The sequence below is a fragment of the Brenneria corticis genome, from assembly GCF_003115855.1.
Taxonomy (GTDB): domain Bacteria; phylum Pseudomonadota; class Gammaproteobacteria; order Enterobacterales; family Enterobacteriaceae; genus Brenneria; species Brenneria corticis.
In genome coordinates, this window is the sequence record NZ_KZ819072.1 from 227409 (window position 1) to 250506 (window position 23098).

Below are 23098 nucleotides of genomic sequence, written 5' to 3' on the forward strand. Positions count from 1 at the left end.
CACGTTAGCAAAGCGTCATATAACTTTCAATGGTCGTGTGTTGCGCCAGGGCGGTCATCGTTTTCCGTTACCGTCGCTAAAATCCCGCCCGTCCGCCATTGCGGTCAATATTTATACCGCCAGGTTACATTAATCATGCTAATTATTTTTTTGCCTTATTTGTTGCCACAAATAGTCATGTATATAATCACATTCTTTATTTTATCTGATTTTGGTGCGCTTTTTATTCATCCTTTCATTTTTAAAATCACGGCTATACTTTAAATGATTTAATGTATTTACGGTGTTTTACAATACGCCGACAGCATAAAACTGACGGCTTAACAGGAGTTTGGGTATGAGCGTTACGAATGAATTGCACGTGGCAAAAAAAATATCATGGGGGAGCATTATTGGCGGCGTCATCACCGTGTTAGCCGTCTCGTTATTACTCTCTACGCTTGGCACCAGCCTGGGTTTTTCGATTGTTGATCCGCTGTCCGACCATCCGGTTGACGGCGTCGGGAGCACGGTATTGGTTTGGTCCGCCGTTTCCATCATCATCAGCCTGGCGATAGGGGCATTTATTGCCGGTCGACTGGCGGCAATGGATGGTTTGATTCACGGTTTCCTTGTCTGGGCGACGGCGCTTATCGTTGCCGCTATTTTAGGCAGCGCACTGCTGGGCGGCGCGGTAAAGGCGACCGGCAGCGCGTTGGGGTCGGTGGCCTCGCTAACCGGTAACGTTATCTCCGGCGCCGGTTCCGCCGTAGGCGGCGGTTTGCAGGGGATGGCCAATATCGGCGGACAGGCGTTTGATAATCTGAATCTGGACACCGAGCTGCAACCTGAAGCGATGACCAACGAAGTGGCCGCGGCCTTACGTAAAAGCAATATCGCCTCATTGCAGCCGGACTTTATGCAAACGCAGTTGCAGGGCGCCAAAAAGGAAATCGGCGAAGCGGTAAAAGCGCTGGCCATCAACCCCAATAACAGCGATGCCGTTATCCAGACGCTGACCGACAAGCTGAAAAAACGCGGCGAAGCGTTAACGCAAGACGTCGATCGCGACAGCTTGACCAGGGCGCTGGCTGAAAACACCTCAATGTCGCAGGAAGAAGTGAATAAAACCGTTGATAACCTGATTGCCGCCAAGCAGAAAACGGCGCAGTTGGTCGAGCAGCGCCTGAATGACGTTGAAGCCGGTATCGAACAGGCAAAACAGCAGTATGCCGAACTGAAACAGGCCGCCCGTGAAGAGGCCGCCGTCGCCGCTTCCGCCATGGCTCGTGCCGCGTTGTGGTCTTTCTTTGCCTTGCTGATTGGCGCGGTCGTCAGCGCGCTGGCGGGACTGTGGGGCGTTAAAACCTGCAACAGACACTTTGTGCGTTAACCTGGCCGGTCGGTTAAAAACGCCGGCGGGGCGCCGCACCGCCATCAGTTAAACATGTGAGATATCCTCACCACGGGGCAGGTCGGGTAAATGGAGACCGCGCCCCGTGTTTCCCTCCTTACCGGACTTGAATACGCCATCGCGCGATTCGGTATTGTACAAACTAATCTATTATTACATTCACTAGCCTGGATATTGACGAACGTGGCTTCCCCGCCATCAAACCGTCGGTTGCCGCGCGTCTGGCCTGGCTGATTTTTATCGTATCTTCGATGACTCTCTCATTTACGTGGTGGATTTTTTAAGCAATTGTGATGGGATATTTGTAATATTATGAACAAATAGTGCGCAAACCACGTAGCTAAAGGAGGAGAAGGCTCTACCACGATGTTTACTTCAGGAGGCCGATAAATGACCGGAGGTAAAGAAAATGGACATAGAAACCCGGATGATTGAGTTGATTGTTCAGTCTGGAGAAGCGCGTTCCTGCGCGATGGAGGCTTTGCGCTCTTCCCGCAGGAGGGAGTGGGAGCAGGTGGATCAGCTATTGAAGATGGCCGCAACGGCCGTTCGTAAAGCGCAGTCTATCCAGACGGAATTTATTAGCGGCAATGGAAATAAGGAAAAAATCAACCTCGACCTGATTATCGTCCATGCTCAGGATCACCTGATGAATGCGATATTGTGCCGCGAACTGACTGAAGAAATTATTGCGCTTAGAAAAGAGTTATACGCCCCATAGATTAGTAAGGCGGCAAGCGAGCGAATCCCCAGGCGCTGGCTATTCAATGCGTACCGGGCGCGATGATGACGCCTTGGTCAACGCTTTTCTTACGGCGGCGCGCCGACAAGCCGCGAGTTGGAACCTTCCCTGGAGCAAGCCATCGATAAACGGCGCGCCAGCGCAGTTATGCGTTTTGCTCGTCGGCGAAACACCCTCCCTGGTTTTTCACCCATAAATTTAAAGTATGGTCGCCTCGTCACAATATAAATCGCTGTAAAATCGCTGCTGAAACAACCTTTGAACCATTTATGCGGAAATTGATGGAACATTGAAGTTAAAAGCAGCAATGCCGCAGTGATTTTGTTGAGATCGCCGAATTTCCCCGTTTTATCCACCGTATTGACAGCGCATTCTTCCCATGGTCTTTTTGAACCAATTGAGAATTGGGATGAACCAATGAATAAAACCATAGAGATGAAAACGGCTGAGAACGCCAATTACGCGCTGGAGCGATTACGGGAGCTTTTGAGCGAAAGCGCCATTGAACCAAACGGCAAACTACCGACGGAACGGGCGCTTTCGGAGCGTTGGGGCGTCGGCCGGCGGGAAGTCCGGCGCGCGCTGGAAGTGGTTGAGGCAGAGGGGCTTATCTGGCGTAAACAGGGCGCCGGGACTTTCCTCGGACAAAAGCCCGACAATTGGAGCAGTCACGCCGCCAACCTCGTCGAAGGCACCAATTTTATGGAAATCATGGAGGTAAGGCTGCGCATCGAACCGCAGCTGGCGCAACTGGCGGCGTTGCGCGCCAAGCCGAAAGATATCGAACGCATGCGGGCGCTGAGCGAAAAAATTCACCAGCGGACCGACGCCGACTGGCGCGAACTCTGGGATGGCTCGCTGCACCGCCTGATTGCGCAAAGCGCCGGCAACCAGCTTTTTCTGTCGCTGTTCGATGTCGTCAACCGCGTGCGGCAAGATCCGGCCTGGCAGGCGATACGCGAGCGGGCGCGCCGGCAAAACGCCTCCATGGCTGAATCGCGCGCTCACCACAACGAGATTATAGAGGCCATCGCCGCACGTGACCCGGAAAGGGCCGGCGAGGCGATGCGCCAACATCTGCTCAGTCTGGAAGAACGGCTGATCCGTCAGACGTCGCTGGGCTACTTTACGCCGGCGACGGCGGGAGAGGTAGCCGGCTGAGATTTTAGTCTGGCCGGCGATTCGGCCGGCGATAACCGACCAGAGGAATGACGACATGAACCGACTTACCAGACAGACCGGGCTTTTTCTGGCCGGGACGTTGATGGCCGCTACGGCGTTTGCAGCGGAATTGCGCATTGGTTTACAGGATGATGCCGACGTGCTGGATCCCGCGCAGTCCCGAACTTTCGTGGGTCGTATAGTTTACACCAGTCTGTGCGACAAGCTGGTGGATGTGGACAATACCCTGTCGATCATTCCTCAGTTGGCGACCCAATGGGAGTGGGGCGATAACGGCGCCACGCTGACCATGGATCTGCGTCAGGGAGTGGTGTTCCACGATGGAACGCCGTTCAACGCCGAGGCGGCCGTCTATAATATCGACCGTTATATGACGATGCCGGAATCGCGCCGCAAGAGCGAGCTGGCCTCCGTCGCCAAAGTGGAGGCCACCGGCGCATACCAGATCAAGTTTACGTTGAAAAGCCCGGACGCCAGCCTGCTGGCCCAGCTATCCGACCGCGCCGGCATGATGATTTCCCCCGCCGCCGGCAAGAAGCTGGGGGCCAATTTCGGCTCCAACCCGGTGTGCTCCGGCGCTTTTAAATTTGTTCAGCGCGTTCAGCAGGATCGCATCGTGCTGGAAAAATTCGCCGACTACTGGAATGCGCAAAATATCTTCATCGATAAGGTCACTTTCCTGCCGATCCCGGATACCACGGTTCGTCTGGCCAACCTGCAATCCGGCGAGCTCGACCTGGTCGAACGCATCTCGGCGTCCGATGTCGATGCCGTCAAAAAAGATTCGAACCTCGTCTATGGCAAGGTAGTCGGTCCGGGCTATATGGCGCTGTACGTCAATATCGGCAATGGCGCGCGGGCCGATAACCCGTTCGGCAAGGATAAGCGCCTGCGGCAGGCCTTCTCGCTCTCCATCGACCGTGAGGCGATCAACCAGGTGGTATTCGAAGGCACCGCGCTGGCCGGCAACCAGCCGTGGCCGTCGACCAGCCCGTGGTACAACAAAGCGATACCGGTTCCGGCGCGCGACGTAGCGAAGGCCAAGGCGCTGCTGAAAGAGGCCGGTTTTGAGAAGTACGACATCGAGCTTCAGCATGCCAACAACACCACGCAGACCCAGATGATGCAGGTTATTCAGTCAATGGCGGCCGAAGCCGGCTTTAACGTCCGCCTGAAAGCGACCGAATTCGCTACCCTGCTTGCCGAGCAGACGGCGGGAAATTATGTGCTGTCGCGCTCCGACTGGTCCGGGCGTCCCGATCCGGACGGCAATATTCATCAGTTTGTGACCTGTAAAGGCGGCATCAACGACACCAAATATTGCAACCCGCAGGTCGACGCGCTGCTTAACGAAGCCCGCGCATCGACGGACAACGCGGTGCGCAAAGCCAAATACGATGCCGCGACCAAAATTCTGGATGACGATCTGCCGCTGATCTACCTCGGCCATCAGGCTTATCTCTACGCCTACGCCAAAAAAATCGCCGGCTTCGAGCCGTCGGCCGACGGCATGATCCGCCTGACCGGGGTCAAGAAAGGCGACTAGAGCCGTTTCGTCCACACGCCGGGAGCGCCCGACGCGCCTCCCGGGGTATCCGGTTAAGCCTTGCCTGAATGAGGAGTCGCTTGCATGCACATCTACATCGGTAAACGGCTGCTGGTAGCGATACCGACGCTGTTAATTATCTCTATTTTCGTTTTTTCTCTGCAAAAGCTGCTGCCGGGCGATCCGATACTGGCGATGGCGGGAGAAGAGCGCGATCCGGCCGTTATTGAACTCTTGCGCGACAAGTACCGGATGAACGATCCGGTGGTTTATCAATATTTCTACTGGCTTGGCGACGTGGTTCAGGGGGATTTCGGCGTATCGCTGCGCACCAATCAGCCGGTGCTGGAGCTGATTGGCGAAAAACTGCCGGTCACCATCCAGCTTGCGCTGATGTCGATGTTTTTCGCGCTGATTATCGGCGTGCCGATCGGGATTCTGGCGGCGGTTAAACAAAACACGGCGATTGATTATCTCGCCAATATCGTTGCGCTCTCCGGCCTCTCCATTCCCAACTTTTGGCTCGGCATCATGCTGATCCTGCTGATTTCCGTCCATCTGGGCTGGCTGCCGGCATCGGGCTATGAGTCGATATTCGTCGATCCGGCGCGCTCGCTGAAAACCACCATCATGCCCGCTTTCGTGCTCGGCACGGCGCTGGCGGCGACGCTGATGCGCCATACCCGCTCGGCCATGCTCTCGGTGATGAAGTCGGACTATATCCGTACGGCGCGCGCCAAAGGGCTTTCCAACCGCGAGGTGGTGCTCAGCCACTCGTTCCGCAATGCGCTGTCGCCGATCGTCACGCTGACCGCGCTGCTCTTCGGCGAGCTGCTGGCCGGCGCGGTGCTGACCGAACAAATCTTCACCATTCCCGGTTTCGGCAAGCTGATTGTCGATGCGGTGTTCAACCGCGACTACGCGGTGGTGCAGGGCGTGGTGCTTTGCACCGCCGTGGGCTTTATTTTCATGAATCTGCTGGCCGATGTCATCGCCGTTCTGCTTAACCCGCGGATGAGGAGCGCGCTATGAGTCTTTCCGAAACACGGTTGCCCGCGCCGCAGGCCGTACCGGGCAATCGAGCCTGGAAAAAGATGAAGCGCAATCGCAGTTCGATCGCCGGGCTGATCATCATCGTCTTTTTCACCCTGTTGGCCGTTCTGGCTCCCGTGCTGCCTCTGGCCGATCCCTTTGCCACCAGTTGGAGCGCGATTCGCCAGGCGCCCTCCGCGGCGCACTGGCTCGGCACCGACGATATCGGCCGCGACGTGCTTTCCCGTATGGTGTGGGGGGCGCAGACGTCGCTGATGGCCGGCGTCATTTCCGTCGCCATCGCCGTGCTGACCGGGGTGCCGTTCGGCCTGATTTCCGGCTATTTCGGAGGCTGGGTCGATCAGGTAATCTCGCGCGTTACCGAGGCGTTTCTCGCCATGCCTTTTCTGATTATGGCGATAGCGCTGGCGGCGTTTCTTGGCCCGAGTCTTACCAACGCGATGATCGCCATCGGCCTCTCCGCCATGCCGATTTTCGTGCGGCTGACGCGTTCGCAGGTGCTGGCGGTGAAAAACGAGGACTATATCGAAGGCGCCCGCTCCATCGGTCTCGGTCACGGCGATATTCTGCTGCGCTATATCCTGCCGAACATTCTGCCGCCAATCATCGTTCAGTCGACGCTGACGGTGGCCACCGCCATTATCGCGGAAGCCAGCCTCTCCTTTCTCGGTCTGGGCCAACAGGCGCCGGCGCCCAGTTGGGGCTCCATGCTTAACGTCGCCAAGAACTTCCTGACGCAGGCGCCGTGGATGGCCTGGTGGCCGGGCGCGGCGATTTTTCTGGTGGTTATCGGTTTCAATCTCTTGGGCGATGGTCTGCGCGATGCGCTCGACCCGCGCGAAAATTAACATATAGAAGGATATCGTTATGCACGCATTCACCACACGTCCCGAGATCCTCGGCACCTTCGGCGTCGTCGCCTCGACTCACTGGATGGCCTCGGCCGTCGGCATGAGCATACTGGAAAAAGGGGGCAACGCGTTTGACGCCGCCGTGGCGACCGGTTTTGCCTTGCAGGTGTTCGAACCCCACCTGAACGGCCCCGGCGGCGATATGCCCGCCGTTATCTATTCGCGCAAGAAAGATAAGGTGGAAGTCATTTGCGCGCAGGGCACCGCGCCGGCCGGCGCGACCATCGAGCACTATCGCGCCGAAGGGCTGGATTTGATCCCCGGCGACGGCCTGCTCGCCACCGTGATCCCCGGCGCGTTTGACGGCTGGATGCTGATGCTGCGCGATTACGGCACCCTGAGCGTGCGCGAAGTATTGGAGCCGGCGATCCACTATCTGGAGAACGGCCATCCGCTGCTGCCGCGCGTCGCCGCGACCATCAACGATCTGGGCGAATTTTTCCGCCGGGAGTGGCCGACCTCCTATGAAACCTGGCTGCCGGGCGGCGTCGCGCCCACGGCGCTGTCAAACTTCAAAAATCCGGCGCTGGCCGATACCTGGAAACGTATTATCGGCGAAGCCGAAGCCGAAGCCAGACCCGGCCGCGAGGCGGGCATTGACGCCGCGCGGGATGCCTTTTACCGCGGCTTTGTCGCCGACGCGATCGGCGAGTACTTGAAAACGGCGGAGGTGATGGACGCCAGCGGCGCGCGCCACAAGGCCGTGCTGACCGCCGAAGATCTGGCGAACTGGCGCGCCACCGTCGAGGAGCCCGCCACCTATGACTATCACGGCTGGACTATCGCTAAGACCGGGCCGTGGGGGCAAGGACCGGTGCTGCTGCAAGCGCTGGCGCTGCTCAAGGGGGTCGATATCGGCGCGATGGATCCGAGCGGGGCGGATTTCGTTCACACCGTGGTGGAGGCGATGAAACTGGCCTACGCCGATCGCGAAGTCTATTACGGCGATCCCGCCTTTTCGCCGGTGCCGCTCGCGACCTTGCTTTCGGAGGATTATAACCGGGAACGCCGCCGGCTGATTGGCGCGCAAGCGTCGCTGGAATTGCGTCCCGGCCGTTTACCCGGCTTTGAAGCGCAGCACGATCTTACCATGACGATGCTGGACGCCATGAGCGGCAGCGGCGCGGTCTACGAACCGACCATGTCGCACCTCAGCGAAAAACGCGGCGACACGGTTCATATCGACGTGATCGACCGCGAGGGCAATATGGTTTCGGTCACGCCGTCCGGCGGCTGGCTGCAATCCTCTCCGATTATTCCGGGGCTTGGCTTCTGCCTCAACTCCCGCGCCCAGATGTTCTGGCTGAAACCCGGCCTGCCGACCTCGCTGGCGCCCGGCAAACGTCCGCGCACCACGCTGACGCCGTCGCTGGCGCTGTATCAGGGCAAGCCGACGCTGTCATTCGGCACGCCCGGCGGCGATCAGCAGGACCAGTGGCAGCTGTCGTTCTTTCTGCGCTACGCGCATTTCGGCATCAACCTGCAACAGGCCATCGACCTGCCGCTGTTTCATACCGCGCATTTTCCCGGTTCGTTCTATCCGCGTACCCGCCAGCCGGGCAATGTGATGATCGAAAGCAGTATCGGCGAAGCCACGCTGGCGGCGCTGAAGGCGCGCGGCCATGACATTTCCATCGCCGACCCCTGGACGATCGGGCGTTTGACCGCCGCGCGCCGCGATGCCGACGGCCTGCTGCGCGCGGCCGCCACGCCGCGCCTGATGCAGGCATACGCGATCGGCCGCTGATGGATTAGACGACACCGGACGCTTATCGAACCGGCGGGTTTTCCCCTGGTTCGATGCGCCGCCGACAGACGCCTGATAGTGAGGAAAAAGATGACCAGCAATGAGATAAAGCCAGCGCCGGAAACCGTGCTTGCGGTTCGCAATCTCACCGCCGCTTTTCGGGTGGACGGACAATGGAAATCGGTTGTCCGCGATATTTCCTTCGAGGTAAAGGCCGGAGAGACGGTGGCCGTGGTCGGCGAAAGCGGGTCCGGCAAAAGCGTCACCTCGCTTTCCATTATGCGCCTGCTCGATCCCCGCTCAAGCCGCATTGAAGGCGAGATTATCCTCAACGGCAGAGATATCCTCGCCTTGTCGGAAAAGGAGATGCGCGCCGTGCGCGGCAATGAGGCGTCGATGATCTTTCAGGAGCCGATGACGTCGCTAAACCCGGTTTTCACCATCGGCAGGCAGATTTCAGAGGTACTGCGGCGCCATAAAGGCATGGGCAAAACCGAAGCTCGGGCGGAAACCATCCGGCTGCTGGAAAAAGTGCGTATCCCCAACGCGCGGAGCCGTTTCGACGAGTACCCCCATCAGTTTTCCGGCGGCATGCGTCAGCGCGTGATGATCGCCATGGCGCTGGCCTCACGGCCCAAACTGCTGATTGCCGATGAGCCGACCACCGCCCTGGATGTGACGATTCAGGGTCAGATACTGGATCTTATCAAACAGTTGCAGCAAGAGGAGGGCATGGCCGTACTGTTTATTACCCATGATATGGGCGTGGTGGCGGAAATCGCCGACCGCACCCTTGTGATGTTTCGCGGCGATCAGGTGGAGACCGGCGCAACCGGCGATATCTTTCATCATGGGAAACACCCTTACACCCGGGCGCTGCTGGCGGCGGTTCCGAAGCTCGGCTCAATGAAAGGGCACGCATGGCCGCTGCGTTTCCCGCACATCGATATGGCAAGCGGAGCCATCACCGCCGCCAAAGATGTGCCGGATACGGTGGCCGGCGGCCAAACGCCGGTGCTGTCGGTAAAAAACCTGGTAACGCGCTTTGATATTCGCTCCGGTCTGCTGGGCCGCGCCCACGGCGCGGTTCACGCGGTGGAGAACATCTCGTTCGATCTTTTTCAGGGGGAAACGTTATCGCTGGTGGGCGAGTCCGGCTGCGGGAAATCGACCACCGGCCGCTCCATCAGCCGGCTGATTGAACCGCGCGGCGGTGAAGTCATGCTAGACGGGTTCGATGTGCTGAATCTCGATATGATCGGCCTGCGCACCATGCGCCGCAGCGTGCAGATGATCTTCCAGGATCCGTTCTCCAGCCTCAATCCCCGCATGACGATAGGCGCGGCCGTCGCCGAACCGATGATCAAGCACCGGCTGGCGACCCATGGCGAGGCGCGGCAACGGGCCGCCGACCTGCTGGAACGGGTGGGATTATCGCCGGCGATGATGGACCGTTATCCCCACGAATTTTCCGGCGGCCAGCGCCAGCGCGTGGCGATTGCCCGCGCGCTGGCGCTCAAACCGAAGGTGATCATCGCCGATGAGAGCGTTTCCGCGCTTGATGTGTCTATCAAAGCGCAGATATGCAACCTGCTGCTCGATCTGCAAGAGCAGTTCAAGATTGCGTTTCTGTTTATTTCCCATGATATGGCGGTGGTGGAGCGCGTCAGCCACCGGGTGGCGGTGATGTGTCTGGGGGAAATCGTCGAGATCGGCCCGCGCGCGGCGATTTTCGCCAACCCGCGCCATCCCTATACCCAAAAGCTGATTGCCGCCGTACCGGTTCCGGATCCATCGCGGCGCGGTTTTCGCCGCAACGCCGCCATCGATGAATTACGCAGCCCCGTCCGGCCGCTCGGTTATATTCACCCGCCGCGGACTTATACCGAGGTGGGACCCGGACACCTGGTGATGGAGAATTTCGCCTCTGGATGAAAACGAATCCTGGTATGCAGTCAGCGCTAATGTCGTTGATAACGGCATCTCCCGTATCAACAATTACCGTCCGGTTGCGCTCAGAATTTGCCGATAAAAATGTGATGCAGATCACTAAAAATGGCGCTTGAAATTTTTTCCGCCGTCACCATGTTGTCTGGTAGACAAGCGATGCTTGCCTTATATGTTGAACTTTTGAATGTCTGGTAACGTATATTCAGGAGGTTAATTATGGCGCTAAGAACCTTGTCATTATTCCCTGACGTCTCCAATACGCTTTTTTCCGATCGCTTTAACCGCATTGACCGGCTATTCAGTCAGCTAACCGGAGATGCGCCTTTATCAACAACGCCGTCATATGATATCCGCCGTCTGGATGACAGCCGCTATGGCATCACGTTGAGCGTTCCCGGCTGGAAGGAAGACGAGCTGGATATAAAAACGGCGGGCGGGCAGCTGATCGTTTCCGGTAAACGCGAAGAGGAAAATAATGCCGAAGAGGAAAACTGGCTGCATCGGGGGATTAGCCGTACGGATTTCAGCATCAGCTATTCCCTGCCTGAGCATGTGAAAGTGCAGGGGGCGGCTCTGGAAAACGGTCTGCTGACCATTGAGCTCTACCAGGAAATTCCGGAAAGCGAAAAACCGCAAAAGATCGCCATAGACAATCGCGGCAAGGCCATTGAACACCAGGCTTAATGGTCCGCTGACGCCACATCGCGACAGGGCGCAGTTGCCGCGTCCTGTCGTTTTTTTCCGTCACTGAAAATCTTGCCGCCTAGTCCGCCATCATCCATTCATCGGCATCGTTAAACATCTCTTCAACCAGACGATTCAGGATGGCTTTATCCGATTTGCTGGCGTCGGTATTAATCCCGTTCGCCTGCATGGCTTTCGCCGTAACCGCCGCGTCGGGGAATACGCGCCGCACGCGCTTTGCCAGCTCGTTCTCAATAAGGGCGTGAGCATTATTCAGCCCGGCAACATTGCGTTTATCGTATACAAGTTCAACAAACATGAAATACCTCATTATCAACTGTTTGGATATACAGTAAAGGGGTGAGGCGGTTTTGAAAAGAGGCTTGAGACAAAATAATCGCGACGCCGTTTTCTGGCGCATTTTTATCGTACCAATTGCATTACCGGCAGTCTTATTTATACTGTATAAAAAAACAGTATAAGGTGTGGCATGTTGTTAATGAGAGCGATTGAGAGTCTTGAAGAACTGAGTTTGCCATTGTTTAATGACCTCATCCCCGCGGGCTTTCCAAGCCCGGCGCAGGATTATGTCGAACAGCGTATTGACTTAAACAAGGTATGCGTGCGCCATCCCAGCGCGACATATTTTCTGCGTGTGAGCGGGGAGTCGATGGTCGAGGGACATATCAGCGATGGCGACCTGCTGGTCGTTGACAGCTCCCTTGAGGCCAAACATGGGGATATCGTGATTGCGGCGGTTGACGGCGAATTCACCGTGAAGCGGTTACAGACCGCGCCGCGCCTGGCGCTGATGCCGATGAACCCCGCCTATCGGCCCATTTATATCCACTCTGCGGAGAGCCTGGATATCTTTGGGGTGGTCACCTACGTCATACATGCGACACGTTAATGTACGCGCTGGTTGATGTGAATGCGTTTTATGCGAGCTGCGAGACGGTCTTCCGCCCCGACTTGCGCGGCCGGCCGGTCGTTGTGCTCAGCAACAACGATGGCTGCGTGATCGCCCGATCGGCGGAGGCCAAGAAACTGGGTATCAAAATGGCGATGCCTTTTTTCCATATCCGCGACCTTGTTAAGCGTTATGGCGTCGCGGTTTTTTCTTCAAACTATGCGCTCTATGCGGATATGTCTTGCCGCGTGATGACCATACTGGAAGAGATGGCCCCCGCGGTTGAGGTGTACAGTATTGATGAGGCATTTTTAGATTTAACCGGGGTCGGCAACTGTGCGGATTTGACGCAGTTCGGCCACCACGTGCGGGAGCGGGTTTTGCGGGACGCTCATTTGATCGTCGGGATTGGGATAGCGCCGACGAAAACCCTGGCGAAACTGGCGAATTTTGCCGCCAAACAGTGGAGTAAAACGGGTGGGGTGGTCGATCTTTCAAACGTCGATCGCCAGCGAAAACTTTTAAGCCTGATCCCCGTCGAGGAAGTCTGGGGCGTAGGGCGCCGGCTGTCGCGCAAGCTGAGAAGCTCGGGCATAGACAGCGCGTTGCAACTCTCCCAGTGTAGTTCGTCATATATTCGGAAATCGTTCAATGTGGTATTGGAACGCACCGTTCGCGAACTGCGCGGGGAATCCTGCCTGGACGTTGAGGCGTTGACGGCGCAAAAACAGCAGATCGTCAGCTCCCGCTCATTCAGCTCGCGGGTCACTCACTATGACGATATGAGACAGGCGGTCTGTTTATATGCCGAGAGAGCGGCTGAGAAACTACGGCGGGAGCGACAATATTGCAAACAGGTTTCCGTGTTTATCCGAACCAGCCCGCATGCCGACAACGAGACGTTCTATAGCAACCAGTCCATGGGCGTATTATCGATCCCCTCCAACGACACGCGCGATATTGTCCGTGTGGCCGTTGAATCGTTGCAGCGGATATGGCTGCCGAATTGCCGCTATATAAAAGCGGGAGTGATGCTCAACGATTTCTACAGCCGTGGGATCGCACAGCTCAACCTATTTGATAGCCATCAACCCCAGCCGCACAGCGAAGCATTAATGTCGGCGATTGATAAAATTAACCACAGCGGCAACGGAAAGATCTGGTTTGCCGGGCAGGGCGTTTGCCAGTCGTGGGCCATGAAAAGAGAAATGCTCTCCCCGGCATACACCACCCGGCTATCTGATATCCCTGCGGTAAAAATGTGATTATGTAAAGGATGTGTGACGCCTCCCGCAGCAGGGAGGCGTCATTATCGAAAATACGTGGGGAAATTATTTAGTCTCGCGGCGGTAATTATCGAGCATTTACTATTTCAACATGAAATCATATTGTATTCCCGCTTTGATATCCCAGTAGTTCAGACGATCGCCCAGCGCGCTGCCGGGGCGTTTTTCCCGCGCTCTGTCGGCGGCTACATACATATTCAGGCCTTTTAACATACCGTCGGTGAAATTGTACATAACACCGCCGACTACGCCTAAACCGTTTATTTTGATAGTCCTCTGCTGATCCTGATAACCTTTGGTCACAATCGGCGCGATCATCACGCCGAAATTCGGTGTGAAATAGTATTGTGCGCCAACCTGGAATGACAACATACTCTCTTTATTACGGTCGATGCTTAATGCGTCAGGATAGCCTATATCCGTGTAGACGATATAGGGGTTGATATCATGGGTAAGTTTTCCAACAGAGGTGAACAGTTTCATATTTGCAAACGAATAGGTTAGCCGTCCGGAAACCAGAGCCGTCTCGTCATGGTAGCTATTTTGTTTGCTGAGGCCGTTGACCTGGCCGTAAAACCCCATCAGTTCCCATTTCAGCGAACGTTTGCCCTCGAAACGGTGGGTTTTTTCAAATATGGTTTGCACCTGTGTCGAGACATCATCTTGCCAGGACGTGCCGAGTGAATAGCGGCTGTCGCTGTCATGCCAGGATCCCGCCAGGAAGCTTCGGGCTCTGCGCCGGTCGATTTTACCGCTGCTGGAGTTATAGATGCCTTCGTCGCGCAACCCTTTCTCGGCGGCGTCCACATAATAGAAGACGCGCGAACGCCACATAGCCCATAGCTCTACGTTATCGTTCAGTTCGAAATGACCCAGGGCTCCTTCGGAAACGGTTGGCAGCGTTCTTGACGAGTTATCCGCTATCAACGGTATCCGGTAGGGCAGGCTACCGTAGCCGTAATCTGTGCCAAACCTCCCGATCTTTAGTTTAATGCCGTCGGCCGGTTTTAATTTGACTGCGCCTATCGCATAACCGAAGCTGTCATGATCCGCTAAATACCAGCGGGTGCTCCATCGGTCTTTGGCGCCTAATTTATAAACGTAATAGGCGCCAGCGCTCACTCCGATAAAATCGGAGAAGTACTGGGTGTTCATGTCTATCAGCCCGCCTTGTGTCCAGGCGTAAATGTCACGGGATGAGCCAGCGCTGGGTTTATCGGCCCGTCTGAAATCATTCTTCAATCTTATTCTTAATTCGGTTTCGTCATCGTTTATTTGCGCGGAATGAGCGATTACCGGCGAAAATGCGACGGTGACAACTAGCCACTTGATAAATAGATGTTTCATAATTTTTCTGCCCTGGTATTGATTATTTTACAGATATAAAAAACGCTCTTTAATAGCTAAAGCCTGCCAGTCGGATTACGTATTTGGCGCATTCTTCATGTCGCTGAAAACACCGCTATATATTTCCCTGTTTTTCCAGCACTGCTTTATTCGCCGCTTCGGTGGGAGTGGTATTCCACACTCGGTCATATTCGTAGCCAGTGAGCTCCTTGATGACGATGCGGGCATCGGCAGGACAGTCCTCTTTTTTCCCTCCCAATTTCAGGCGGGAAACCTCCTTGACCAGCACTTTGTGCGTTTCGCGGGTCAGCTTAAATTTAAAAGTCATATACATGCTTATCAGGAGCAGACCGCCCGTTCCCGCGATGAGCAACCCGGTGATCGCGTGCAGAGCGCTGACCGGTTGCGTCAACTGGCCTTTTACAAAACCACTTTCCTCCAGAATAAAACCGATCAGCATGATCGCCAGGGCCACCGTACTCTTGCGGGTTAATGTCATCACCCCGGCGAATACTCCCTCGCGCCGCTGTCTTGTAACGACCTCATCGATATCCGGGATGAAGCTGTATATATTCCACGGAATGAAATAGAGACCGGCTCGGCCGAAACCCAAGACCACGAATGCGGCGGAGATCGCCCACATGGATACGGTTACTTCACTCACATACAGAACAATCAGGAATAACAGTACGGCAAAAATGCAGGTATAGGACAGCCGCATGGCGTTGGAGGGTTTTATATTCATCTTGTCCAGCATGAACATGAATATCAGCGTCGAGGGAATGGATATGGATGTCGCGACGGAGAGATAGCCCGAGGCGCTCGCCGCATCCTGGTGTAATGCATAGACTACGTAATAAACGAACACCGCAAAGAAAATATCCAGTGCGGTAAATGACGAGATATAGATGATGATATGTTGGCGAAATGTTCTGATTTTGAACGTCGAGCTCAACTCGAACACCATATTCTTCACATGTTCACCCAAGCTCAATTTAGGTCCGGAATTTATTTTATTGAATTCTTCCGGATTCAGGTCCTTCGATTCCCAGGTGGAAAAGTAGGTTATCAGTACGACAATGAAGAAAATGGTGGAGAACAGTAAGGCCGTATAAGTGTAGGTTAGGGGCGAATCCTTACTGAAATACTGCATCATGACGCCAGGAATGGAAGCCGTCAGAAAAACGCCGATCTGTGAGAAGGTCAGGCGGACGGCAGCCAACCGCGTACGTTCGCCAAATCGGTTGGTCATCTCGGCTGCGAGCGTTTCCCACGGCACCAGCACCATGGCTACCAGTAACTCTACGGCGAGATAGGTGCCGAGATAGTACCAATATCCCATGTCACTGATCCAAATCAGCGTGTAGATATACATCAAAGGTGCCCCAATCAGTAGGAAAAAGCGGCGGCGGCCGAATTTTTTACCTAATCGGGTGCTGCCGAATTTATCCGTTACGTATCCCATTATTGGGCTGAGAAAGGCGTCAATGATGCGGGCGATGGCAAAGATGGAACTCGCCTCAAGCATCGACAGGCCACAGAACGTTGTGTAGAAAAACAGCAGCCAGATGCCGATCAATGCCATCGATCCGCCGCCGAACAGATCTGTTACGCCATAACCGATCGCAGTTTTTATACCTACTCTGCGTTCAGTGGGTTTAGTTGCGTTCATTACATTTATCCTTGAAAGGGAGTAAAGAGATACGGTCTTGGGAATGTGGACAGGTGCCTGGGCAAACGGCCGGTCACGGAGGCATATGAACCCGCGTGATTCAGGATCAAATGAGGAGTAAACAACCCCGCCGAAACCATTTTGCACCCTCGGTACTTCAATTGGTCAACCTAATAACCCGCTAACTCTTCATTTCGATATGCTCTTTCGCATGAAAAGGTCCGTCAAGCGCTGTGAATATTTTCCAACTCGTTAATAGTCAGAGTAAGAAGTTATATTGCACTCAATATTGGTTTGCCACTTTTCTGTATTGGTACTTTTTATACTGAAAGGCTTACTGCCTAACTGCATAATGTTTCGATTCATTGCTGCAACGAGCCCGTTTTACAGGGTCTACAGTAGCCATCTAAAACTAAAAAAACAGAGATATAGATCACAATTGCCTTATTGGTGGATTAATTTGTGTTATTAATGATATTTGGTTAACCAAATTGGCGAAAAAAAATTGCCACCTGGGTTGGGCTGGCTGATGATAAGTGCAGACAAAGACTGATGTGTATGTGTGATTTGGTTATGTTTTTTTTGGTTAACCAATATATTATGTATTCAGGATGACATACTCTTTCCGCGGGGAATCTAATCTCTCTGGCCTTATACGTCCGGAACGTGCTGCAGGATGCCGGATGATCCGACAAAACAATTCAGATGACCATGAGATTGGCCGGCTGAAAGGGTTGGTGCAGCGGGAACGTGCGGTCAAGTACACTTTTCAGCCAATAATCGGCTCGGTTGACAGGTGAGGTCATCGTGAAATTTTCCAACAAACGACAGGAGTTACGATGTATTACTTCAATTTGGACGTCCCATCGCGTCCCGTGGGGCTGCAAACTGCGGTCGATGACGTCATTGACCATGCCATTGCTGAACAGCGGCTGGTCGGCGCGGTGGTGCTGATTGCACAGCATGGCACGTTGCTTTATCGGCGAGCGGCTGGCCTGGCTGATAGAGAACACGGCGCCGCCATGATCGACACGGCCATTTTCCGGCTGGCTTCTATTACTAAGCCTATGGTGAGTACGGCAGCTATGCGGCTGATTGAAGAGGGGCGACTGAATCTTGATGACGATATTACCCGCTGGTTGCCGAATTTCCGACCTCGGTTGGAAGATGGCACTGAAGTCAGGATTCTGGTTCGGCACTTGCTGAGCCATACTTCCGGCCTGCGTTATCGCTACTCTGCTCCTAAAGAGTCGGCTTACCATCGGCTGAATGTTTCTGACGGTGTGGACCAGCCTGGACTGTCCATAGAGGAAAACCTGCGGCGGCTTGCAGCCGCGCCGCTGCTCTATCCGCCGGGAGAAGGATATCGTTATTCACTGGCCCTGGACGTGCTGGGTGCAGTTATGAGTGGCGCAACGGGGGAAAGTCTGCCAGAACTGGTGCGACGTCTGGTCACCGGGCCGTTGGGCATGGATGACACGAGATTCTCCGTCGCCGATCTCGAACGTCTGGTAACCCCTTATGCCGATGGTACACCGGTTCCACAGCCTATTACTGACGGCACATCGGTGCCGTTTGGCGAGGGTACCGTTGTATTCGCCCCCAGCCGTATTCTCGATCCGGCCTCCTATCCGTCCGGCGGCGGCGGTATGGCCGGTACTGCACCAGATTTTCTACAGTTTCTGGAAGCGATACGCAGAGGCGGTTTACCGCTGCTGTCGCCGGAAAGCATCCAGTTCATGACGCGCCTGCAGGTTAGCTCGCAGTATGCGACGCAGGGACCGGGCTGGGGGTTCGGCGTTGGTTGGGCGGTTCTGGACCATCCTGCCGCCGCTGATTCGCCGCAATCAGCCGGCACTATTTCGTGGAGCGGAGTTTACGGTCATACATGGTTTATCGATCGCGCCCGGGGACTGAGCGTTATCGCCTTGACCAATACCACGGGCGAAGGTGTAAACGGGGCTTTTCCCAAAGAACTCCGGGATACGATCTACCGTGAACTGGAGGAAGAGTAACGCCCAGGCCGAGTCGAACCGTTGTTCCCTGTTGATTGCGTGCTGGCGGCGGGATCTGGCGATTTTTTATGGTGGACTATCTATGTCCGCCCCTCTCAAGGGGCGCCGCGGGTTTAATGCCGCTCTTTCTTAAGCGGGCGGCATTAAGCGCAAGGGATGATGATTATGAGAACTCCTTAGTCAATGGCCATGACTCGAACAGATACCCATCGAAGTTGATATCGTCAACGTCCGAGAATTCGAGCAAACGATTTTTCACATTCTCAAGATGCTGCCACATCGCTAATTTGGCCGCTTTGGGATCTTTCTTGATAAGCGCGGAAAGGATCTGTTTATGGTCGGTCAGCCACTCTTTGCGGTAATTATTGTCTGTGAGGTGACTGTGAAGCTGAATCCACATAGGATTATTTTCACGCCATTTCCAGGATTGTTTGAATAATTCCACCATCAGGCTGTTATGCGTGGCTTCAGCAATAGCAAGGTGAAATTGCATGTCGCCACTTTCTTCATCGTCATTCGCCAGTTCATATTCTTCAAGCTGCAATGCCCGGCGCATTTTGATAATGTCTTCCCGGGTGGCCTGCAGTGCCGCAAATTCGGCGATGTTACTTTCAATTAGCTGACGCGCCTGAAGCATTTCAAAAGGACCGGCGTTATTGACTTGATCTTCCGTAGCATTGTCGGTTTCATGGTCTGCGGGATTCCTAAGCAAAAAAATACCCGAACCGCGCTTGATTTCGATCAACCCTTCAATTTCCAACATGATCAACGCCTCCCGCACTACGGTACGGGAAACATTCAGCATTTCAGCAAGCTCGCGTTCCGGCGGTAAGCGCTGTCCGATAACGTACTGCTGCTGTGAAATCATTGAACGGAGAACGCCTCCTACTTCCTGGTAAGGCCGCTGGAGTCCAGGCGGTTGTTGCGTTGTGGTCGGCTGCATTTTCATCTCTGAAGAATTGAAATATCGAATGAAAAAAATGATCGGTGGAATTATGGCATAATTGGTCCGCCAATTACAAAAAAAGCAGCGATAAATGAAAGGCTGAGACAGAGAACGATTCAAAGCCTGTTAAACCAATCGGTTAGCGTCTGGCGTTAAGCGAGCCCCTGCGGGACCGCTTATCGACTGTGCGCCGATAGTGTTGGCTTTGTTATCCCTCACTCTGCTGGCCGTAAAATAGCGTTCGGCGTTGTTGAAGCAGACATTGCGCACCAGCTCGCCCAGCATGGCTTTGTCATGCGGGACTTCGCCGTCTTCCACCTACTGGCCGAGCTGGTTGCACAGGATGCGTCGAAAATATTCGTGGCGAGTGTAGGAGAGGAAACTGCGCGAATCGGTCAGCATTCCCACGAACAGGCTCAGTAGTCCCATACGCGAAAGTTGTTCCAACTGGCGCAGCATGGCATCCTTCTGGTCGTTGATTGTGTCGGCGGCGATCTGGCGGTGGTATTCCAGCGAATCCAGCGGATCGTCCGTGGTGCCCGCCATTCGTATATCGCCGATCTTCGGCGATCTCTTTCGGGTTGAGGTGGCAGTGATAGTCATAAACCGGCATTTTTGCCGCCACATCATGGTGTAGCTCGCGTCCGGTGGCGTTTTTCAGCAGAAAATCGTCGTTCATGAACGATGTCATAACCTATTATCCCTCATGGTTTACAGGGTTTCCACCACCGCACGGGCTCCATTGCTCAGTAGCCGCCGGTAGGCCTCTGTCACGGCGTTGATAAAGTCTTGGTTCTGCGGTAAATCGGAGCCGAAAATGGCGCTGATGGACAACAGCAAGCGCACGCGATCTTCGGGGGTGTCATATTGTTGGTAGATGCGTTGATACTCTCCGAGTAGCGGGTCAATCACGTCTATAGCGTCGCCTTTTTCATCCACGCCTCCGACATAACGCATCCAGCCCGCCACACCCAGAATCAGATGCCGGTAGCTGGCGCCGGTTGCCAGATGGATACGCACCGGATCCAGCAGACGCTGCGGCAGTTTCTGGCTGCCGTCCATCGCGATCTGCCAGGTGCGGTGTCTCAAAGAGGGATTGGTAAAACGTTCGATTAGGAGATGTGCGTATTGATTCAGATCGGTGCCTTCCGGCATGGTCAGCGTCGGAGCCTGCTCGTTTTGCATAAGCGCCATCGTCGCCTTGCGATATGCGGGATTGGTCATGGCGTCGGCGATGGTTTCATAACCGCCCAGATATCCCAGGTATGCCAGAAAGGAGTGGCTGCCGTTGAGCATGCGCAGTTTCATCATTTCAAAAGGTACGACATCGTCGACAAACTGGGCGCCGGCCTTGTCCCAGTCTGGTCGGCCGTTGACGAAATTATCCTCGATGACCCACTGGCGGAATGGTTCGCAGGCTATCGCGCACGGATCAAACACCCCTAATTGAACGGCAATATCCTGCAAAGTTTCCTCTGTGGCCGCCGGCACGATGCGATCGACCATGGTGCAGGGAAAGGTTACCCGTTCTTCGATCCACGCGGCCAGTTCCTCATCGCGGACTCGAGCCAGGCCCAGTACGGCGGCGCGCGCCACATGGCCATTTTCGCGTACGTTGTCGCAGGAGAGTACGGTAAAGGGTTTTTCGCCACGTAATCGGCGAATATTCAGCGCTTCCACGATATAACCGATGGCGGATTTTGGCTGTGCAGGGCGCGTCAGATCGTTTTGAATCAGCGGGTTGTCTAGATCCAGCTCACCGCTGGCGGCGTTGGTACAGTAGCCTTTTTCCGTCACGGTCAATGAGACGATAGCGGTTTCCGAGCGAGCCAGCGCACGCAGGATGCCTTCGCAGCCATCGAATTCCGGATGCAGAGCCTCTTTCATCGACCCAATGATTTTTAGTTCAGTACTCTTCTCGCCGCGTTCCGCTACGGTGTACAGCAGTTCCTGCGCTTTCAGGTTAGCGATCAGCCTGGCGTCGTTGCCCGGCATCAGATTGACTTCGCAGATGCCCCAGTCGCTATCGGAAACTTCAAGTAGATGATGGGTGAACAGCGCCTGATGGGCGCGATGGAACGCACCGCATCCCAGATGGACGATACGTGCCACCAGACGCGATTTATCCCACCGCGGGCGGGCAACGCAAGCCCGGTTATTGGCAAGATTTTTTTCCATAACTGACTCCAGTAAGTCCGCGGCCAGACCGGAACGACAGCGCCGCGGAGAGTGATATTATTCGACAGTGAGAAGGGGATGAGCGCCCGTATGACGCGCCGCGCGCCATGCGGATGGTGATTACCGATCAAAAAAAACGCGGTGGATCGCCAGTTCCACCCCGCGTATTTCCGCCAGCCCTTTCAAGCGGCCAATTGCCGAGTAGCCCGGATTGGTTTTCTTTTTCAGGTCGTCCAGCATCTGGTGACCGTGATCCGGACGCATTGGGATCGATTCCGCATTGCCTTCTGTCACCCGGCGATGCTCTTCTTCGGCAATGGCTTTCACCACTGCGAACATGTCGACATCGCCATACAGATGCGCCGCCTCATGGAAGCTCTTCGGATTATCTTCCCGCTTGGTGGCGCGCAAATGAATAAAGTAAATGCGCGGGCCAAAGCGCTCGACCATTCCTACCAAATCGTTGTCGGCGCGTACGCCGTAGGAGCCGGTGCACATAGTGAAACCGTTCGCCTTGCTGGCTACGGTATCCACCATCCACTGCATATCCTCGGCGGTGGAAACAATGCGCGGTAGGCCGAGGATCGGACGCGGCGGATCGTCCGGATGGACGGCCATGCGGATGCCGGTCTCTTCCGCCACCGGGATGATGCGTTGTAGAAAGTAGGCGAAATTTTCGCGTAGTTTCACCTTATCGATCCCCTGGTAGCACGCCAGCTTCGAGCGGAACTGGTCCAGCGTATAGCCATCTTCGGCGCCGGGCAGACCGGCGATAATATTGCGGGTAAGTTGTGTTTTTTCTTCTTCGGCCATGGTGGAGAAACGCGCCCGCGCCTGTTCAATCTCTTCGGCGTTATAGTCGGCTTCCGCCCCCGGGCGTTGCAGAATATGCAGTTCGAAAACAGCGAGCGCGATTTGATCGAAACGCAGGGCTTTTGAACCGTCCGGCAGGAGATACTCCAGATCGGTACGGGTCCAGTCCAGTATCGGCATAAAGTTGTAGCACACGGTGTAAATGCCGCATGCGGCCAGATTGCGCAGAGTTTGCTGGTAATTTTCGATCCAATGGTCGTGCTGCCCGGTATGGGTTTTAATCTCCTCGTGAATGGGGACGCTTTCCACCACGGACCATTCCAGCCCGGCTGCCTCCACTTCCGTTTTACGTTTACGGATTTCTTCCACTGGCCACACATTTCCGTTCGGGATATGGTGCAGCGCGGTGACTATACCTGTGGCCCCCGCCTGCCTTGCATCGGCCAGGGTAACGGGATCATTGGGACCATACCAGCGCCAGGTCTGCTTCATACTGAATACCTCATGATAATGGTGGTTGCCTTCCTGTTTTGTTCTGGTTACCACGATGTCAATGACAGGAGGAGGTTGAACAATGATTGATTGACCGGTACGAAACGATGTCTCTGTTATATGAGATCTTTTAATGTTGATTTAAGGTCAACCAATTTATTTGTATGTTCGATTATCAGATGTTATTAGTCAACCAAAATAGCCTTGTTCCCTATAAGTTATCTGCAACCA

Annotated in this window: 19 protein-coding genes and 2 pseudogenes; 12 read left to right on the top strand and 9 right to left on the bottom strand. The window is 54.9% G+C overall.

Translation table 11 applies throughout. From position 1 onward, the window contains the following. The first annotated feature begins 337 nt into the window (after nt 1-337). Nucleotides 338-1372: a CAP-Gly protein gene (locus DDT56_RS02940; RefSeq protein WP_136165011.1), complete on the top strand. Its 1035-nt coding sequence runs from the start codon at nt 338-340 to the stop codon at nt 1370-1372. A gap of 430 nt (nt 1373-1802) precedes the next feature. Then, nucleotides 1803-2114: a PTS lactose/cellobiose transporter subunit IIA gene (locus tag DDT56_RS02945; RefSeq protein WP_136165012.1), complete on the top strand. Its 312-nt coding sequence runs from the start codon at nt 1803-1805 to the stop codon at nt 2112-2114. A gap of 89 nt (nt 2115-2203) precedes the next feature. Here DDT56_RS02945 and DDT56_RS02950 read toward each other — a convergent pair whose 3' ends face one another. Continuing rightward, nucleotides 2204-2566: a hypothetical protein gene (locus tag DDT56_RS02950; RefSeq protein WP_136165013.1), complete on the bottom strand. Its 363-nt coding sequence runs from the start codon at nt 2564-2566 to the stop codon at nt 2204-2206. Between DDT56_RS02950 and DDT56_RS02955 the strand changes: the two genes are divergently transcribed. The 7 genes from DDT56_RS02955 to DDT56_RS02985 all read left to right on the top strand — a co-directional run bounded on the left by DDT56_RS02955 (nt 2553) and on the right by DDT56_RS02985 (nt 11208). Beyond that, nucleotides 2553-3296 carry a FadR/GntR family transcriptional regulator gene (locus DDT56_RS02955; protein ID WP_136165014.1) on the top strand — a complete coding sequence of 248 codons (744 nt, stop codon included), beginning with the start codon at nt 2553-2555 and terminating at the stop codon, nt 3294-3296. The two genes, DDT56_RS02950 and DDT56_RS02955, sit on opposite strands and share 14 nt — an antisense overlap. A gap of 55 nt (nt 3297-3351) precedes the next feature. Next, the gene (locus DDT56_RS02960) at nt 3352-4863 is read left to right on the top strand and encodes an ABC transporter substrate-binding protein (protein WP_136165015.1); all 1512 of its coding nucleotides are present in this window, start codon (nt 3352-3354) and stop codon (nt 4861-4863) included. Between the two features lie 84 nt (nt 4864-4947). Beyond that, nucleotides 4948-5895 carry an ABC transporter permease gene (locus DDT56_RS02965; RefSeq protein WP_136165016.1) on the top strand — a complete coding sequence of 316 codons (948 nt, stop codon included), beginning with the start codon at nt 4948-4950 and terminating at the stop codon, nt 5893-5895. Beyond that, nucleotides 5892-6764: an ABC transporter permease gene (locus tag DDT56_RS02970; protein ID WP_136165017.1), complete on the top strand. Its 873-nt coding sequence runs from the start codon at nt 5892-5894 to the stop codon at nt 6762-6764. The genes DDT56_RS02965 and DDT56_RS02970 overlap by 4 nt, the downstream gene beginning before the upstream one ends. A 19-nt stretch (nt 6765-6783) precedes the next feature. Then, on the top strand, nt 6784-8574 hold the full coding sequence (locus DDT56_RS02975; protein ID WP_136165018.1) for a gamma-glutamyltransferase family protein: 1791 nt from the start codon (nt 6784-6786) through the stop codon (nt 8572-8574). 90 nt (nt 8575-8664) lie between these two features. Then, on the top strand, nt 8665-10509 hold the full coding sequence (locus DDT56_RS02980; RefSeq protein ID WP_136165019.1) for an ABC transporter ATP-binding protein: 1845 nt from the start codon (nt 8665-8667) through the stop codon (nt 10507-10509). Nucleotides 10510-10740: 231 nt separating this feature from the next. After that, the gene (locus tag DDT56_RS02985; protein WP_136165020.1) at nt 10741-11208 is read left to right on the top strand and encodes an Hsp20 family protein; all 468 of its coding nucleotides are present in this window, start codon (nt 10741-10743) and stop codon (nt 11206-11208) included. A 79-nt stretch (nt 11209-11287) separates the two neighbouring features. Here the strand turns inward: DDT56_RS02985 and DDT56_RS02990 are convergent, their stop codons facing one another. After that, nucleotides 11288-11527, bottom strand: coding sequence for a DinI-like family protein (locus tag DDT56_RS02990; RefSeq protein WP_136165021.1), 240 nt, complete (start codon nt 11525-11527; stop codon nt 11288-11290). A gap of 171 nt (nt 11528-11698) precedes the next feature. Here DDT56_RS02990 and umuD point away from each other — a divergent pair, with 171 nt between their 5' ends. Then, nucleotides 11699-12118 carry a translesion error-prone DNA polymerase V autoproteolytic subunit gene (gene umuD / locus DDT56_RS02995; protein ID WP_136165022.1) on the top strand — a complete coding sequence of 140 codons (420 nt, stop codon included), beginning with the start codon at nt 11699-11701 and terminating at the stop codon, nt 12116-12118. Beyond that, entirely contained in the window at nt 12118-13383 is a 1266-nt protein-coding gene (gene umuC, locus DDT56_RS03000) for a translesion error-prone DNA polymerase V subunit UmuC (protein ID WP_136165023.1), read from the top strand. Before umuD ends, umuC begins: the two co-directional genes overlap by 1 nt. 102 nt (nt 13384-13485) lie before the next feature. Here umuC and uidC read toward each other — a convergent pair whose 3' ends face one another. Both uidC and DDT56_RS03010 read right to left on the bottom strand, forming a co-directional pair. Then, entirely contained in the window at nt 13486-14736 is a 1251-nt protein-coding gene (gene uidC, locus DDT56_RS03005; protein WP_417903684.1) for a glucuronide uptake porin UidC, read from the bottom strand. Nucleotides 14737-14866: 130 nt separating this feature from the next. Next, a complete protein-coding gene (locus DDT56_RS03010; RefSeq protein ID WP_136165025.1) occupies nt 14867-16423 on the bottom strand; it encodes an MFS transporter in 1557 nt (518 codons plus the stop codon). 839 nt (nt 16424-17262) lie between these two features. Here DDT56_RS03010 and DDT56_RS03015 point away from each other — a divergent pair. After that, the gene (locus DDT56_RS03015; RefSeq protein WP_136165026.1) at nt 17263-18438 is read left to right on the top strand and encodes a serine hydrolase domain-containing protein; all 1176 of its coding nucleotides are present in this window, start codon (nt 17263-17265) and stop codon (nt 18436-18438) included. Nucleotides 18439-18601: 163 nt separating this feature from the next. Here the strand turns inward: DDT56_RS03015 and uxuR are convergent, their stop codons facing one another. The 5 genes and pseudogenes from uxuR to uxuA form a co-directional block, all read right to left on the bottom strand. Beyond that, nucleotides 18602-19381, bottom strand: coding sequence for a Uxu operon transcriptional regulator (uxuR, locus tag DDT56_RS03020; RefSeq protein WP_136165027.1), 780 nt, complete (start codon nt 19379-19381; stop codon nt 18602-18604). Between the two features lie 231 nt (nt 19382-19612). Continuing rightward, a pseudogene (locus DDT56_RS24740) lies at nt 19613-19861 on the bottom strand (glucuronate isomerase); the annotation flags it as partial. A 127-nt stretch (nt 19862-19988) separates the two neighbouring features. Further along, nucleotides 19989-20075 (bottom strand): annotated as a pseudogene (locus tag DDT56_RS25140) (hypothetical protein); the annotation flags it as partial. A gap of 20 nt (nt 20076-20095) precedes the next feature. Beyond that, a complete protein-coding gene (locus DDT56_RS03035; RefSeq protein ID WP_136165028.1) occupies nt 20096-21562 on the bottom strand; it encodes a fructuronate reductase in 1467 nt (488 codons plus the stop codon). A gap of 120 nt (nt 21563-21682) precedes the next feature. After that, nucleotides 21683-22867 carry a mannonate dehydratase gene (gene uxuA, locus DDT56_RS03040; protein WP_136165029.1) on the bottom strand — a complete coding sequence of 395 codons (1185 nt, stop codon included), beginning with the start codon at nt 22865-22867 and terminating at the stop codon, nt 21683-21685. Between the last annotated feature and the right edge of the window lie 231 nt (nt 22868-23098).